Raw genomic sequence first — 13,530 nt, 5'->3', positions numbered from 1 at the left:
ACTCCCATCAGGTTGACAGACAGCTACAGCCTGGCAACCGAGGGTTGTCCATCGCAAGCAAGGGCCAGAGTTTCACCCGAAGTGATGAAGCCAGGTCACTCAAACCCACGCGTTACGGGAACACTGCCCCACGTCGCGCCGACCCCGCCGACGCCGGCTGCACGGACGGTTTCCCCGACGACCCACCGGAACCACTGGACCCATCGGACCCGCCGGGCCCACCCGGCTCCCCCGTCCCGTCCGCCTCGTCCGCCTCGCCCTCATCCTGCCCCTCCAGCCACTCGGGAACCGTCGTCGACAGCCCGTACGCCCCCCGCAGCGCCTGCTCCGTCGAAACGGGCATCTCGGCGAGCGCCCGGTCCCACGCGTCCACGAACCCGTCCGCGGTCACCTCGCGCGCCGCCCGCTGCCACTGGCGCCGGGCCGCCTCCACCCGCTCCCGCTGCGCCCGGGCCGGGCCGGCCACCTCCGGGCGCTCCGTCGCCCCGTGCAGCACCAGCGCCTCGGCGGCCAGCGCCCCGTCCACCTGGCGCGCCCACGCCCGGTACTCCTCCAGCGCGTCCTCGACGTCCGCGTCGGGCGCGTGCCCCAGTGCCAGGTCGGCCTCGTTCATCGCGTGCAGGAAGGTCACCTGGCCGGGATCCAGCATTCCGGCATCCTTGCGCAGGCTGCCCCGGTGCTCCTGCTCCGCCGTGCCGATCACGCACACGACCCGCCGGTCGCCGTCGTCCCAGCTCCCGCGCGAGGGGGCGAAGTAGAACATCTCCGCGTACGGGGGCAGCGCCCACGTGTCCATCGCGTACGCGTCCTGCGCGCGCCAGCAGTCCCGCGCGGCCGACTCCTCCAGCTCGTCCTCCCCCGGAAACCGCGGCCCGCTCAGCGACATCGCGAAGGTGACCTCCGCGTCGTGGATCTCCGTACAGGCGATCCGGTAGACGAAGGGGTCCTCGGCGAGCAGGTCCCCGCCGGGGACGTTGAAGCACTGGCCGACGCCCAACTCGTCGCTGTCGGCCAGCTCGCCGGCCACGTCCTCGTAGGGCTCCGCCGCACCCATCGTGCGGGCCCGCTCGAAGAGACCGTCCGCGGCCCGCTCCGCGGCCAGGAACAGGACGCCGGTCATCACCACCGACACCACCAGGCCGCAGACGGCGAGCGCCCGGCCCCGCTCGCCCTTCTTCGCGATCTGCACGAGGGCCACGATCGCGAAGACGACTCCGAGCGGCGGGAAGCAGAGCAGCCCGACGAGCAGCGAGGCGAGCGCGAAGCCGTTGAGCACGGGCGGGCCGTACGCGTACCCCTGCGGGGGCGGGGGCCAGGAGTGCGGGGGCTGGTTGCTCACGGGGCGGGATGCTCCATCAAGGCGTGGCGGCTGCGGCGACGGAAGCGTTCGCTCCAGGCGGTGCGCGAACGAATGCGCGAATAGTACGCAGCGGGGACGACCGTCGAAACGGTCGCCCCCGCGGTTCATCGCCCAGCTGTTTCACGCGGCGGCCGGCGCCGCTGTCCGGACTCGGTCCGGGCCGCTCAGAACTGGAGCGCCCAGGAGTCGATCTTTCCGGTGTCGATGCTCGCGAGGTCGGCGACCCGGAGCTTCCACACGCCGTTGGCCACCTCGGCGGAGGCGTTCACGGTGAAGGTCTGGACGATGTTGTCCGCGCTGCCGCCGGTGCGGTTGCGCAGGTTGTAGACGGTGCCGTCGGGGGCGACCAGGTCGACCTTCAGGTCACCGACGTAGGTGTGCTTGATGTCGACCGGGACGCTCAGCGTGGCCGGGGCGTTGCCGGAGATCCCGCTGACGGTGATCGGCGACTCGACGGTGGCGTTGTCGTTGACCGCGTAGTCGGCGGTGTTCTCGAAGCGGGTGCCCGGGTTCGGCGGGGTGGTCGAGCTGCCGATGTTCAGCAGCCGGTTCGGGGAGCCGGTGCCGGGGCTGGTCAAGACGTTCGGCGTGGCCGCGTTCACCAGGGCCGTGGAGACCTGGGCCGGGGTGGCCGCGGGATTGGCCGCGAGGTGGAGCGCGGCCGCGCCGACGACGTGCGGGGTCGCCATCGAGGTGCCGGAGATGGTGTTCGTGTTGGTGTCGCCGGTGCCCCACGAGGAGGTGATGCTCGAACCGGGGGCGAAGAGGTCCAGGATCGTGCCGTAGTTGGAGTAGCTCGCCCTGGCGTCGGCGCTGGTCGTGGCGCCGACGGTGATCGCCTCGGCCACGCGGGCCGGGGACTTGGTGCTCGCGTCGGTGGACTCGTTGCCCGCCGCGACGCCGTAGGTGATGCCGCTGGCTATGGAGTTGCGCACGGCGGTGTCGAGCGCGGAGTCCGCGCCGCCGCCGAGCGACAGGTTGGCCACGGCCGGCTTCACGGCGTGCGCGGTCACCCAGTCGATGCCGGCGACGACCTGGGCGGTCGTGCCGGAGCCGTTGTTGTCGAGCACGCGCACGCCGACGATCTTCGCCTTCTTGGCCACGCCGTACGAGCTGCCCGCGACCGTGCCGGCGACGTGGGTGCCGTGGCCGTGGCCGTCCTGGGCGGTGTTGTCGTTGTCGATGGCGTCGTAGCCGTAGGAGGCGCGGCCGCCGAACTCGGTGTGCGTGATGCGCACGCCGGTGTCGATGATGTACGCCGTCACGCCCTCGCCGGCCTTGTCCGGGTAGGTGTAGCTGCTGTCGAGCGGGAGCGCGCGCTGGTCGATCCGGTCCAGGCCCCAGGAGGGCGGGCTGGGCTGGGTGGTGTCGACGGTGAAGGTGCGGTTCTGTACGACCGACTTGACCGCCGGGTCGGCGGCGAGCTTCCTGGCTTGCGCCTCGGAGACCTCGACGGAGTAGCCGTTGAGGGCCGCGTCGTAGGTCCGGTCGATCCTCGCGCCGTAGCGCTTGGCCACGGTCCTGCCGCTCTCGGCGGTGGAGCGGGCGGCGGAGTCGTTCAGGGTCACGATGTAGCTGCCGGAGACGGTGCCCTCGGCGCCGGCGTTCTCAATGACGCCCTGCGGGGCGCTCGGGGCCGCCGAGGCGGGTAACGCGGCGGCGGCGCCGAGTGCGAGGGCCAGTGTGGCCGTCGCGCCGATGCCGGCGATCCTCCGGCGGGTGTGACGCATCACGGACATATGAGGGTTCCTCTTCATAGGTGGTGCGCTGCGGGGGGTGCGCGGCGACCCTTGGCACCGTTCGGGACATGGCCAATTTCGACATGCCCATGACAAATCATTCGGCCCAACGGTGCGCCGCTCACGAAAGGTTGGCCCACGGACTCACCTCCCCACAAGAGGACAACGAACGCGTAACATCCGTGCCATACGTCAGCCATGAACGAGTAAAGGTGCTCCGCACATGACGCACGCACTGCCCGGTTACATCTGCGCCGAAGACGGCACCCGCGCCGACGCGCGGAGCGCGCCCTGGTGCTGCCCGGTCTGCGGCGGCCCGTGGGACCTCGACTTCACCCCCGACCCGACCGCTCCGCTGGAGCCCGCGGCCGGCCCCAATTCGCTCTGGCGCTACGGCTCGGCGCTGCCCCTGACCGGAGCGTTCGCCGTGACGCTGGCGGAGGGGAACACCCCGCTGGTGCCGCTGGCGGAGCGGGTGCACGCCAAGCTCGACTTCCTGATGCCGACGCTGTCGTTCAAGGACCGGGGTGCGGTGATGCTCGCGGAGCTGGCCCGGCGGCTGGGTCCCCGACGGGTGGTGGCGGACAGCAGCGGCAACGCCGGGACGGCGTTCGCGGCGTACTGCGCGCGGGCCGGGCTGGAGTGCGAGGTGTTCGTGCCGGAGGGCACCTCGGCGAAGAAGACCGAGCAGATGCGCGCGCACGGAGCGGCGGTGCGGGTGGTGCCCGGCGGGCGGGAGGCGGCGGCGGTCGCCGCGCGCGAGGCGGCCGACCTCCCGGGGGTCTTCTACGCCAGCCACGTCTTCAACCCGTACTTCCTGCACGGCACGAAGACGTACGTGTACGAGGTCTGGGAGGCCCTGGGCGGTCATCTCCCCGAGGTGCTGGTGGTCCCGGTCGGCAACGGCACGCTGCTGCTCGGGGCCGCGCTGGCGGTGGAGGAGCTGGCCCGCCGCGGGGTCCGCCCGCCGACGCTGATCGCCGTCCAGTCTGCGGCGGTCGCCCCGCTGGCCTCCGCCTTCCACGCGGGCGCCGAGGACGCCGAAGCCGTGCCCCAACTCCCCACCCTGGCCGAGGGCATCGCGATCCCGGCGCCGCCGCGGGCCCGCCAGATCCTGGCGGCCGTCCGCAAGTCCGGCGGTACCTTCCTGACCGTCCCGGACGACGCCGTCCGCACCGCCCAGCTCGACCTCGCCCGGCGCGGGCTCTTCGTGGAACCCACGGCCGCCGCCTGCTGGGCCGCGGTCGGCCCCACCGCCCCCGACAACCCCCTCCAGGACCGCACCGCGGTGATCCCGCTGTGCGGCGCGGGCGCCAAGACGGGCCTGGCGGCGCCCGCGGCCTGAGCGGGCGTCGCCGGTCCGGACTCCGCTCCACCGCCGGTCCAGCCCGTGGAGGCGGCAGGTGGATGCAAGGGACAACGACATAGGCTCCGCGCCATGCAGACCTCAACGACCCGCGTCTGGATCGCCCTCGCCCTCGTCTACGTCGTCTGGGGCTCGACCTACCTCGGCATCCGGATCGTCGTCGAGACCATGCCCCCGTTCCTCTCCGCCGGCGCCCGCTTCGTCACCGCCGGCGCCCTCCTCGCCGGCATCGTCGCCCGGCGCGACGGCCCGTCGGCCCTCAGGGCCACCCGCGCCCAGGTGGGCTCCGCCGTCCTCGTCGGCCTGCTGCTGGTCCTCGGGGGCAACGGCCTCGTCGTGCTCGCCGAGACCACGATCCCCTCCGGGCTCGCCGCCCTCCTGGTGGCCGCCGTACCCATGTGGCTGGTCGTCCTGCGCGCCGGCTCCGGCGACCGCCCCTCGCCCCGCACCCTGGCCGGGGTGCTGCTGGGCTTCGGCGGGCTCGCCGTCCTGACCAGCCCGGGCCTCGGCGGCGAGATCGGGCTCGGCGGGGTGCTGCTGGTGATCGCCGCTTCGATGCTCTGGTCGCTCGGCTCCTTCTCGGCGGCGAAGCTGACCCTGCCCGCGAACCCCTTCACCGGCAGCGCGTACCAGATGCTCGCGGGCGGGGCCGGCGGGATCGCTGTCGGGCTGTGCCGCGGCGAGCAGCACGGCCTGGACCCCGCCTCGTACTCCACCGCTTCCTGGCTGGCCCTCGGGTACCTCGTGCTGATCGGCTCGCTCGTCGGCTTCACCGCGTACGTGTGGCTGCTGCGGGCGGCCCCGCTCTCGCTGGTGGCCACCTACGCCTACGTGAATCCGGTCGTGGCCGTCGCCCTCGGCTGGCTGATCCTCGACGAGGCCCTGACCTGGCCGATCCTGCTCGGCGGCGCGATCGTCGTGGCGGCGGTCTGCGTGATCGTGAGCACCGAGCGCCGCGGCTGACCCACCGGGGCCGGACTCAGCCCCTCGCCCTCGCCTTCACGGCCCGCTCGTACAGCGCCTTCGCCCGGTCGTCGAAGAGCGCGGCCGTCGAGTCCACGTCCGTGTCCCCGCCGCTCAGCACCCCGATCAGCTGCCCCGGCCGACCCGGTCCGCCCCGGTCGGCGATCCACGGGCTGCCGCTGGTCCCCGTCCAGAAGCCGGAGCAGTTGATGTACAGCATCGCCGGGTCGTCCTCGTCGTGGCGGCTCTGCGTCGTACAGGCGACGGGCTTGTTCTGGGGGTTGTGCTGCGATTCCGGATAGCCGACGACGGTCACCTCCCGGTCGTAGCCGGAGGTCCAGGCGGGCTTCGGGGCCTCGCCGTGTCCGACGACGTCCTGCAGGCTGCGCCCGTCCTCGTCCGGTTCGACGCTGAGGAAGGCGAAGTCCGCCGTGTCGTCGCCCCACTTCGTCCAGCGCTCGTCGACCTGGATGGAGCGGACCTTCCACACCCCGAGCGGCTGGTTCCCGGAGCCCTCCCCGGAGAAGGCGGGGGCGAAGGCGAGCTCGCCGATGGCCAGCCCGTCGTGCGCGACCTCGCCGGGCTGCCCGTCCTCGCCCGCGGGGGCCACGCAGTGCGCGGCGGTGGCGACGACGTTGCCCTGCGGGCTGTCGACGACGCTGGCCGTGCACCAGTGCTCACCGTTGGCCATGAGCACGCCGACGGTGGGGAAGGGGATCGCACCGCCGTCCTGGTAGCCGCCGGAGGTCTTCACGAACACCAGCGCGAGCAGGGCGGCGGCTCCCGCGGCGGCGGCCGAGGCGATCGCCTTGACCCCGGTCACCGGGAGGCGGCGGCGCCCGCGCTGCCACTCCCGGTGGGCCGCGGCATCGGGGCCGGGGTCGGTGCGGACATCACCTTGCTGATCCACTCCAGTACGCCCTCCCTCATCCCGCGTACGTACGACTTGCCGTTGTGCTCACCATCCTGGATCACCTGCAGGCGGGTGTGCACGGGGCCCCTCCCGTACTCCCGGATGAACTTCTCGGCCTTGTCCCGGCCGCTCTCCTCGGTGCCGATCTGGAAGTTGATGTAGACGTCCGGGCCGCCCGCGTCGATCAGCTTCTCGGCCAGCTTCTCGGGGTTGTTCTCGTCCATGGCCTGCGTGTCCCCCTTCCACAGCGGGGAATCGGGGACGATGTCGACCCCGCTCGCGATGGCCGCCTTGAACCGTTCGGGGTACTTCAGGACGTGCTTGAAGGCGCCGAACCCGCCCGCCGAGGAGCCCATGAAGGCCCAGCCGTCGCGGGAGGTGAAGGTCCGGAAATTGGCCTTCGTGAAATCCGGGACGTCTTCGACCATCCAGGTGCCCATCTTCGGCTCTCCGGGGATGTCCGAGGCGTCGAAATGGTGCTTGGTGTCGGCGTTCTGCACCGGCATGATCAGGATGAAGGGCAGGCTCGTACCGGCCTTCGCCCCGTCGCTCACGGCCTTCTGGAGGCCGAGTCCGGGGCCCGTCCCCCAGTAGTTCGTGGGGTAGCCGCGGCCGCCGGGCAGGGAGATCAGGACGGGGAAGGCACTGTCGGCGTAGGCCGGGTCGTCGTACTCCTTCGGCACCCACACCCACACGTCACCCGTGAATCCGGACTTCTTGCCCGTCAGGGTGGTCTTGGCGATCTGGGTGCCGTCCGGCAGCCGGGCGGTGCGGACGAACGCGGCCTTCGGTCCGGTCGGCATGCTCACGCCGGGCCGGACATGGGCGGCGGGGGCCGCCGCCGTCCGGGTCTTCTCCCCGAAGGAGATCGGATCGCCTACGTCCGAGAAGAGCCCGTACCGGTACGCGGCCGTACCGCCCGCGGCCAGGGTCAGGCAGAGCCCGCCACTGATCAGGATCAGGCGCAGACGGCGCTTGGGACGGCGGCCGTCCTGCTGGTCTTGGTGCACGGATTGTCCCGTTCCTTCTCCGGCGCTCCCGCGGGAGCGCGGGCCGGACCGATTGGTCCCCCCTTACATCCATAACAGAGGTATGAACGACCGGATGGGTTGCCTGGGACGGGTGCACGTGGCGCGGGCCACGTCGGTCAGCCGGTTTCGGGCTTCGGCCCCTTCAGCACCTTGCTGATCCACTCGAGCGAGCCCTCCTTCATGCCGCGCACGTAGTGCCAGCCGTTGTGCTCGCCGTTCTGGATGTCCCGGATGGTCATCCTGACCGGGCCCCTGGCGTACTTCTGCTGGAACTGCGTCATGCGCTGCTTGCCGCTCTCCTTGGTCCCGATCTGGAAGTTGATGTAGACCTCGGGGCCGTTGGCGTCGATCAGCTTCTGCGCGAGGTTCTCGGGGTTGTTCGCGTCCATCTCCGTCTGGTGTCCCTTCCAGAACGGGGAGTCGGGAACGATCTCGCCGCCGCTGGCGATCACGGCTTTGAACCTGTCCGGGTGCTGGAGGACCTGCTTCATGCCCACGAAGGCGCCGGAGGAGGAGCCCATGAAGGCCCACCCGTCGCGCGATCTGTACGTACGGAAGTTGGCGCGGGCGAAGTCCGGGACGTCCTCGGCGATCCACGTGCCCATCTTGGGCTGTCCGGGGATGTCGGAGCCGTCGTAGTAGTACTTGGCGTCCGGGTTGAGCACCGGCATGACCAGGACGAACGGCAGGCTGGTGCCGGCCTGGACGCCCTCGCTGATGGCCTTTTGGAGGCCGAGGCTGCGGTCGGACCAGTAATTGGACGGGAAGCCGTTGCCACCGGGGAGCGCGATGAGGACCGGGAAGCCGCTCCTGGCGTACTTCGGGTCGTTGTACTCCTTCGGCGTCCAGACCCAGACGTCGCCCGTGAATCCGGACTTGGCGCCCGCCAGCCGGGTCTTGGCGATGACCGTGCCGTCGTCGAGCTTGGCGGTCTGCTTGAACTCCGCGCGCGGGCCGGTCTCCAGCTGCACGTCGGGGTCGCCGGTCGGCGCGGGCGGGCTCGCCGGTACCTGACCCGGGGTCTTCGTCCCGCCCTCCGCGACGGCGGGCGGCGGGGTCTTGCCGAAGCTCACCTCGGAGCCGTTGCCGGAGAACCAGTCCAGCTTCCAGGCAGCGAAGCCACCGCCGCCGAGGAGGAGCGCGAAGGCGACGGCCGCGCTGATCCACAGCACGCGGCGGGGGCGCCGGGGGCGCCCGGGTATGTGCGGGGGGACGTACGCCTGCTGCTCGTGCGCCGGCAGGGCCCCGGGGCGATCCGGCTGGTCCGGCTGGTACTGGCCGTCCGGCTGGTACTGCCCGTCCGGCGTGTACGGCTGGTAGGGCTGGTAGGGCTGGTGCGACTGGCCATCGGGCCGCGGGCGCTGCGGGTCCTGGTGCACGAACTTCGCTCCGAACGGTCATGACTGCCCCCCGGCGGGACAGAAAGGACGGGGTGTTCCCCTAGTCCTGATGCATGAATCCCCCGGAGAGTTCCAAAACAGCGCAAAAACATGATCGGAATTCAGGATCCCCGGAACCGCGGCGCCAGGAATCACCTCAGGGCGTCGAGCGCCCCCGCACACCGCCCGAGCAGCCCGATGAGCAACTCCCGCTCCTCCCCGGTGAACTCGGCGGCGAGCGCCCGTTCCACCGCCACGGCTCCCGCGTCGGCCACCTCCATCACGGAGCGGCCCTCGTCGGTGAGCCGGGTCTCCAGGACGTTGCGGTGCAGCTCGTGCGGGGTCCGCTCGATGAGGCCGCGCTCCTGGAGGTTCTTCAGCACGGTGTTCATGGTCGGCGGCGTCACCCCGCACAGGCGCGCGAGCGCTGCGGCGGAGATCCCGGGCTTCTCGGAGAGCCAGAGCAGTGCGGCGTACTGCGGAACCGTTACTGCGGCCGGCCGCACCGCCGTGTTCTTGGCCCCGAGGAGCGCCTGCTCGGCGCGCTTGATGTAGGAACCGATGCGCTCCTCGGCGGGCATGGAAGTCATTCACGCATCATAAAGCCCTTGCATGCATTAGAGCTCTAACTTACATTCGTGTACATCCAGAGAGAAGAGGACGTCCGATGACGAAGAAGTTCCTGCCCGCGGCCCTGCTCACCCTGACCGCCGCCCTCACCCTCGGCGCGGCCCCCGCGGCCACCGCTTCTGGCGGCGAGGCCCCCGGCGGCGACGGTTCGCGTACGCGGATCGCCACGGCCTTCACCCTTCCCGGCGCGAAGGTCTTCCCCGAGGGCATAGCCGCCGACCCCCGCACCGGCACGGTCTACGTGGGCTCCTACACGGACGGCACCGTCTACCGGGCCCGCTCCGGCGGGCGCGCGGCGGAGGTCTTCCTGCCCTCGGGCACCGACGGCCGCCACACCGCGAACGGACTGCGGGTCGACGCGCACGGCAGGCTCTGGGTGACCGACTCCACCTCGGGCGTATCGGTCTACGACACCCGCTCGGGGGCCCGCACGGCCCACTTCGAGATCCCCGGAAGCGAGCCGCGCTTCCTCAACGACCTCGCCGTCACCCCGGACGGCACCGCGTACCTCACCGACAGCGTCCGCGCCGTGGTCTACCGGGTGACCCCGGACCAGCTCGCCGCCGGCTCCGGCCCGCTGCTGCCCGCGTACGACCTGAGCGGGCGGCTCACCCCGTCCCCGGCGGGCAGCTTCAGCCTGAACGGCATCGCGGCGGACCCGGCCGGCCGCTTCCTGCTCACCGTGGACATGACGGCGGGCGATCTGTTCCGCATCGACCTGCGCTCCGGCGCGGTCTCCCGGGTCGCCCTGCGCGGCGGCGACCTGAAGACCGCCGACGGCCTCGACCTCGCCCCCGGCGGCGTCCTGCGCGCGGCCCAGAACACGCGGAACACCCTGAGCCGCTGGCAGCTCTCGGCGGACGGCACCCGGGCCCGCCTGGTCCGCACGGTCACGGACCCCTCGCTGCAGATCCCGACCACGCTGGTCCAGGTCCCGGGCCGCACCCTGGTGGTCCGGTCCCAGTTCGACAAGGACGGCGGCCCGATGCCCTCCACCGGCGCCCCGACCGCGTTCACGGTCGCCTCGGTCCGCGGATTCTGAGGCCCCCGCCGCGCGCCGTTCAGTCCCGGAGGTAGGCCAAGACGGCGGCGTACGAACGCTGCACGTACTGGGAGAGCATGAGAACGGGCAGGTCCGGCTGGATCCGGCGCAGCCGCACGCAGCCCCTCTCCCCCGAGTCCGCCCATCGCGATCCCACCGCAGAGGGGGTCGGACTCGCCAGAGTCCGACCCCCTCTGACCTGCACTTGCCACGTCGGCGACGCGATGCCATTTCATCCGCTCAGGCGTTGAACTGAACGTTGAGCGCGGACCTCCCACCTGCGGAAACGTGACTCCCGGCGCTGTCATCAGCCGATCGTTGAGCGTATCGAGGTGCTGCGCAAGTACCAGGAATGGGAAGAGCGCGAGATCAACCGGATCATCGACGAGCGCACGGCCAACCCGGCTCCCGGCATCCCGATCGAGGACATCATGAGGGAGACGCTGGCGCGGGTGAGTGAGTACCGAACCTTCTTCCGCCCCGAGGCGCAGGCCGAACTTCGGAAGATCCCTCGCGACACGGCACTGCGCATGCTGGCCAAGCTGACCGAGCTGGAGACCGGCCCCCTCGGCTTCACCACCACTGCGCTGGTGTCCCAGCCCGAACGTCGCCGCCTGCGCGTCGGCGACCATCGCGTCGTTTACACGATCGACAACGGAGAGCTGGTGGTCTGGGTCGTTCACGCGGGACACCGGCGATCTGATGGATCGCGGATTCCACCGAGCCGGAGCCCTCAAGGTCCGACCCGTGTTCCGGGTGCTGACGTTCCAATTCCCTCTGAATCTGACGGCTCAGTGCTTCGACGGAGCGCGACTGCCCCTCCTGCGCATCCGCACTTGTCTTGAGGCGCTTGGCGATCTGGTGCGCGCTCCACTCCGCCGCGTAGGTAAGCGGGTCGACGCGACCGAAGGGCCCGTCCGCCTTCACCCGGAACTCGTAGACCTTGGGCAGCTCCGATGAGGACAACGGATGACCCAGGGATACGAGGCCTGATGTCGACGATGACATACGGCTCCGCCTGCTCGCATTGCGCCTTTTCCGTGAGGGCGTTGGCTTGCGCGACCGCTCTCGCCTGACGTCGGTTGTAGACGAGGGCCTAAAACGCGGCTGTCGTCGAGAAGACGCAGGCCGTCACGGAGATGACCAACGTGGCGAACTGGACCGATGAGTCACTCATGGCCGGATGTCAGGTGGGTGGTCGGTTACGGCGCGGCAAGTTGCCGAAAATCCTCCGGCCGGGATCGTTGGCTCTCCAGCTCGAGCTGCGGGCCGCTACCGTGAAGCCATGACCGCACTGCCCGACTGGATGCGCCCGCCGCGCGCGGAAGGCTGGTTCGCGGAGGACCTCGACCGCCTCCCCGAGGCGCCCCGCCACACCGAGCTGATCGACGGAGCCCTCGTCTTCATGATGTCGCCCCAGCGGTCCTGGCATGGCCGCCTCGTCACCGCCCTGACCACCACGCTCATGGCGCAGGCGCCGGCCGGCTTCGAGGTTGAGCGCGAGATGACGATCCGCCTGGATGCCCGCAACCGCCCCGAGCCGGACCTCTTGCTGACGGACCTGCCCTATGACCCCGACCGCACCTGGTACGCCCCGGAGGACGTGAAGCTCGTCGTGGAGGCGGTGTCACCCGAGTCCGCCCATCGCGATCGCACAGTAAAGCTCCGCAAGTACGCGGAGGCCGGCATCCCGCACTACTGGTGCATCGAGGACGAGGACGGGGCACCCGTCGTCCACGTCTACGAGCTCGACGAACCCACCGGCGCCTACGCACCCGCCGGGATCTTCCGGGGCACTCTCCGGCGCCCGGTGCCCTTCGAGGTCAGCCTGGACCTCGACAAGCTCACGCCGCCCCGAAGCAGCTGAAAAGTCAGCACCAAGTCAGCACGGGAATGCAGAAGGGGTCGGACTCACCAGAGTCCGACCCCTTCTGACCTGCACATTTGACGAAATCATCTAACGTACAGTAATGAGACGACTACACGTTGAAGCGGAACTCCACCACGTCGCCGTCCTGCATGACGTAGTCCTTGCCCTCCATGCGGGCCTTGCCCTTGGAGCGGGCCTCGGCGACCGAGCCGCATTCGACCAGGTCCGCGAAGGAGATGATCTCCGCCTTGATGAAGCCGCGCTGGAAGTCGGTGTGGATCACGCCGGCGGCCTCGGGGGCGGTGGCGCCCTTCTTGATGGTCCAGGCGCGGGTTTCCTTCGGGCCGGCCGTCAGGTAGGTCTGCAGGCCCAGGGTGGTGAAGCCGACGCGGCCGAGGGTGGCCATGCCGGGCTCGTCCTGGCCGACCGACTGGAGGAGCTCGAGCGCCTCGTCGTCCTCGAGCTCGATGAGCTCCGCCTCCAGCTTGGCGTTCAGGAAGATCGCCTCGGCCGGGGCCACCAGCGCGCTCTGCTCCGCCTTGAAGGCGTCGTCGGTCAGCTCGTCCTCGTCCACGTTGAAGACGTAGAGGAACGGCTTGACCGTGAGGAGGTGCAGCTCGTGGAGGAGGTCACCCTGCTCCGTACCCTTCGTGATGCCGTGCGAGAAGAGGGTGTCGCCCGCTTCGAGGATCTTCACGGCCTTCTCGACGGCCGCGAGGACCGCGACCTTCTCCTTCTGGAGGCGGGACTCCTTCGTCAGGCGCGGCACCGCCTTCTCGATGGACTGGAGGTCCGCGAGGATCAGCTCGGTGTTGATCGTCTCGATGTCGTCCTTCGGCGAGACCTTGCCGTCGACGTGGACGACGTTCTCGTCCTTGAAGGCGCGGATGACCTGGCAGATCGCGTCCGACTCGCGGATGTTCGCGAGGAACTTGTTGCCGAGGCCCTCGCCCTCCGACGCACCGCGCACGATGCCCGCGATGTCGACGAAGTCGACCGTCGCCGGGAGGAGCTTCTGCGAACCGAAGATGCCGGCCAGGACGCCGAGACGCGCGTCCGGAACGCCGACGACGCCGACGTTCGGCTCGATCGTGGCGAACGGGTAGTTGGCCGCCAGCACGTCGTTCTTGGTCAGGGCGTTGAACAGGGTCGACTTGCCGACATTCGGCAGGCCGACGATTCCGATCGTGAGCGACACGTTGGCGACTTCCCGTAGCTGGAGGGGGCGGCGGCCCGG

The 13,530-nt window shown here is 70.6% G+C and carries 11 protein-coding genes and 3 pseudogenes; 6 read left to right on the top strand and 8 right to left on the bottom strand.

Annotated elements, in window-relative coordinates:
• Positions 1 to 112 precede the first annotated feature (112 nt).
• On the bottom strand, positions 113 to 1,339 hold the full coding sequence (locus OG389_RS24520) for a DUF4190 domain-containing protein (protein WP_328300604.1): 1,227 nt from the start codon (positions 1,337 to 1,339) through the stop codon (positions 113 to 115).
• 185 nt (positions 1,340 to 1,524) lie between these two features.
• On the bottom strand, positions 1,525 to 3,099 hold the full coding sequence (locus OG389_RS24515) for a S8 family peptidase (RefSeq protein ID WP_328300603.1): 1,575 nt from the start codon (positions 3,097 to 3,099) through the stop codon (positions 1,525 to 1,527).
• 223 nt (positions 3,100 to 3,322) lie between these two features.
• Here OG389_RS24515 and OG389_RS24510 point away from each other — a divergent pair, with 223 nt between their 5' ends.
• Both OG389_RS24510 and OG389_RS24505 read left to right on the top strand, forming a co-directional pair.
• The gene (locus OG389_RS24510; protein ID WP_328300602.1) at positions 3,323 to 4,444 is read left to right on the top strand and encodes a pyridoxal-phosphate dependent enzyme; all 1,122 of its coding nucleotides are present in this window, start codon (positions 3,323 to 3,325) and stop codon (positions 4,442 to 4,444) included.
• 93 nt (positions 4,445 to 4,537) lie between these two features.
• Positions 4,538 to 5,428, top strand: a complete 891-nt coding sequence (locus OG389_RS24505; protein WP_328300601.1) for an EamA family transporter — start codon at positions 4,538 to 4,540, stop codon at positions 5,426 to 5,428.
• A 16-nt stretch (positions 5,429 to 5,444) separates the two neighbouring features.
• On the opposite strand, the gene OG389_RS24500 is transcribed toward OG389_RS24505, so the two are convergent.
• The 4 genes from OG389_RS24500 to OG389_RS24485 form a co-directional block, all read right to left on the bottom strand.
• The gene (locus tag OG389_RS24500) at positions 5,445 to 6,338 is read right to left on the bottom strand and encodes a trypsin-like serine peptidase (protein WP_328300600.1); all 894 of its coding nucleotides are present in this window, start codon (positions 6,336 to 6,338) and stop codon (positions 5,445 to 5,447) included.
• Positions 6,248 to 7,351, bottom strand: a complete 1,104-nt coding sequence (locus OG389_RS24495; protein ID WP_328300599.1) for an alpha/beta hydrolase — start codon at positions 7,349 to 7,351, stop codon at positions 6,248 to 6,250. Before OG389_RS24495 ends, OG389_RS24500 begins: the two co-directional genes overlap by 91 nt.
• A gap of 137 nt (positions 7,352 to 7,488) precedes the next feature.
• A complete protein-coding gene (locus OG389_RS24490) occupies positions 7,489 to 8,751 on the bottom strand; it encodes an alpha/beta hydrolase (protein ID WP_443059331.1) in 1,263 nt (420 codons plus the stop codon).
• A gap of 152 nt (positions 8,752 to 8,903) precedes the next feature.
• The gene (locus OG389_RS24485) at positions 8,904 to 9,341 is read right to left on the bottom strand and encodes a MarR family winged helix-turn-helix transcriptional regulator (protein WP_328300598.1); all 438 of its coding nucleotides are present in this window, start codon (positions 9,339 to 9,341) and stop codon (positions 8,904 to 8,906) included.
• A 77-nt stretch (positions 9,342 to 9,418) separates the two neighbouring features.
• Here OG389_RS24485 and OG389_RS24480 point away from each other — a divergent pair, with 77 nt between their 5' ends.
• The gene (locus OG389_RS24480) at positions 9,419 to 10,423 is read left to right on the top strand and encodes an SMP-30/gluconolactonase/LRE family protein (protein ID WP_328300597.1); all 1,005 of its coding nucleotides are present in this window, start codon (positions 9,419 to 9,421) and stop codon (positions 10,421 to 10,423) included.
• Between the two features lie 37 nt (positions 10,424 to 10,460).
• Here OG389_RS24480 and OG389_RS24475 read toward each other — a convergent pair.
• Positions 10,461 to 10,562, bottom strand: a pseudogene (locus OG389_RS24475) (DNA-binding response regulator); the annotation flags it as partial.
• Positions 10,563 to 10,740: 178 nt separating this feature from the next.
• Between OG389_RS24475 and OG389_RS36815 the strand changes: the two are divergent.
• The 3 genes and pseudogenes from OG389_RS36815 to OG389_RS24465 all read left to right on the top strand — a co-directional run.
• Positions 10,741 to 10,875: pseudogene (locus OG389_RS36815) on the top strand (type II toxin-antitoxin system prevent-host-death family antitoxin); the annotation flags it as partial.
• Positions 10,876 to 11,118: pseudogene (locus tag OG389_RS24470) on the top strand (type II toxin-antitoxin system RelE family toxin); the annotation flags it as partial.
• A gap of 590 nt (positions 11,119 to 11,708) precedes the next feature.
• On the top strand, positions 11,709 to 12,290 hold the full coding sequence (locus OG389_RS24465) for a Uma2 family endonuclease (RefSeq protein ID WP_328300596.1): 582 nt from the start codon (positions 11,709 to 11,711) through the stop codon (positions 12,288 to 12,290).
• A gap of 112 nt (positions 12,291 to 12,402) precedes the next feature.
• Here the strand turns inward: OG389_RS24465 and ychF are convergent, their stop codons facing one another.
• Positions 12,403 to 13,491 carry a redox-regulated ATPase YchF gene (ychF, locus tag OG389_RS24460; RefSeq protein ID WP_328300595.1) on the bottom strand — a complete coding sequence of 363 codons (1,089 nt, stop codon included), beginning with the start codon at positions 13,489 to 13,491 and terminating at the stop codon, positions 12,403 to 12,405.
• Between the last annotated feature and the right edge of the window lie 39 nt (positions 13,492 to 13,530).

The organism is Streptomyces sp. NBC_00435 (assembly GCF_036014235.1).
Lineage (GTDB): Bacteria > Actinomycetota > Actinomycetes > Streptomycetales > Streptomycetaceae > Streptomyces.
The sequence above is the reverse complement of the archived record's forward strand: the minus strand, read 5'-3'. Positions and strand labels throughout refer to the sequence as shown.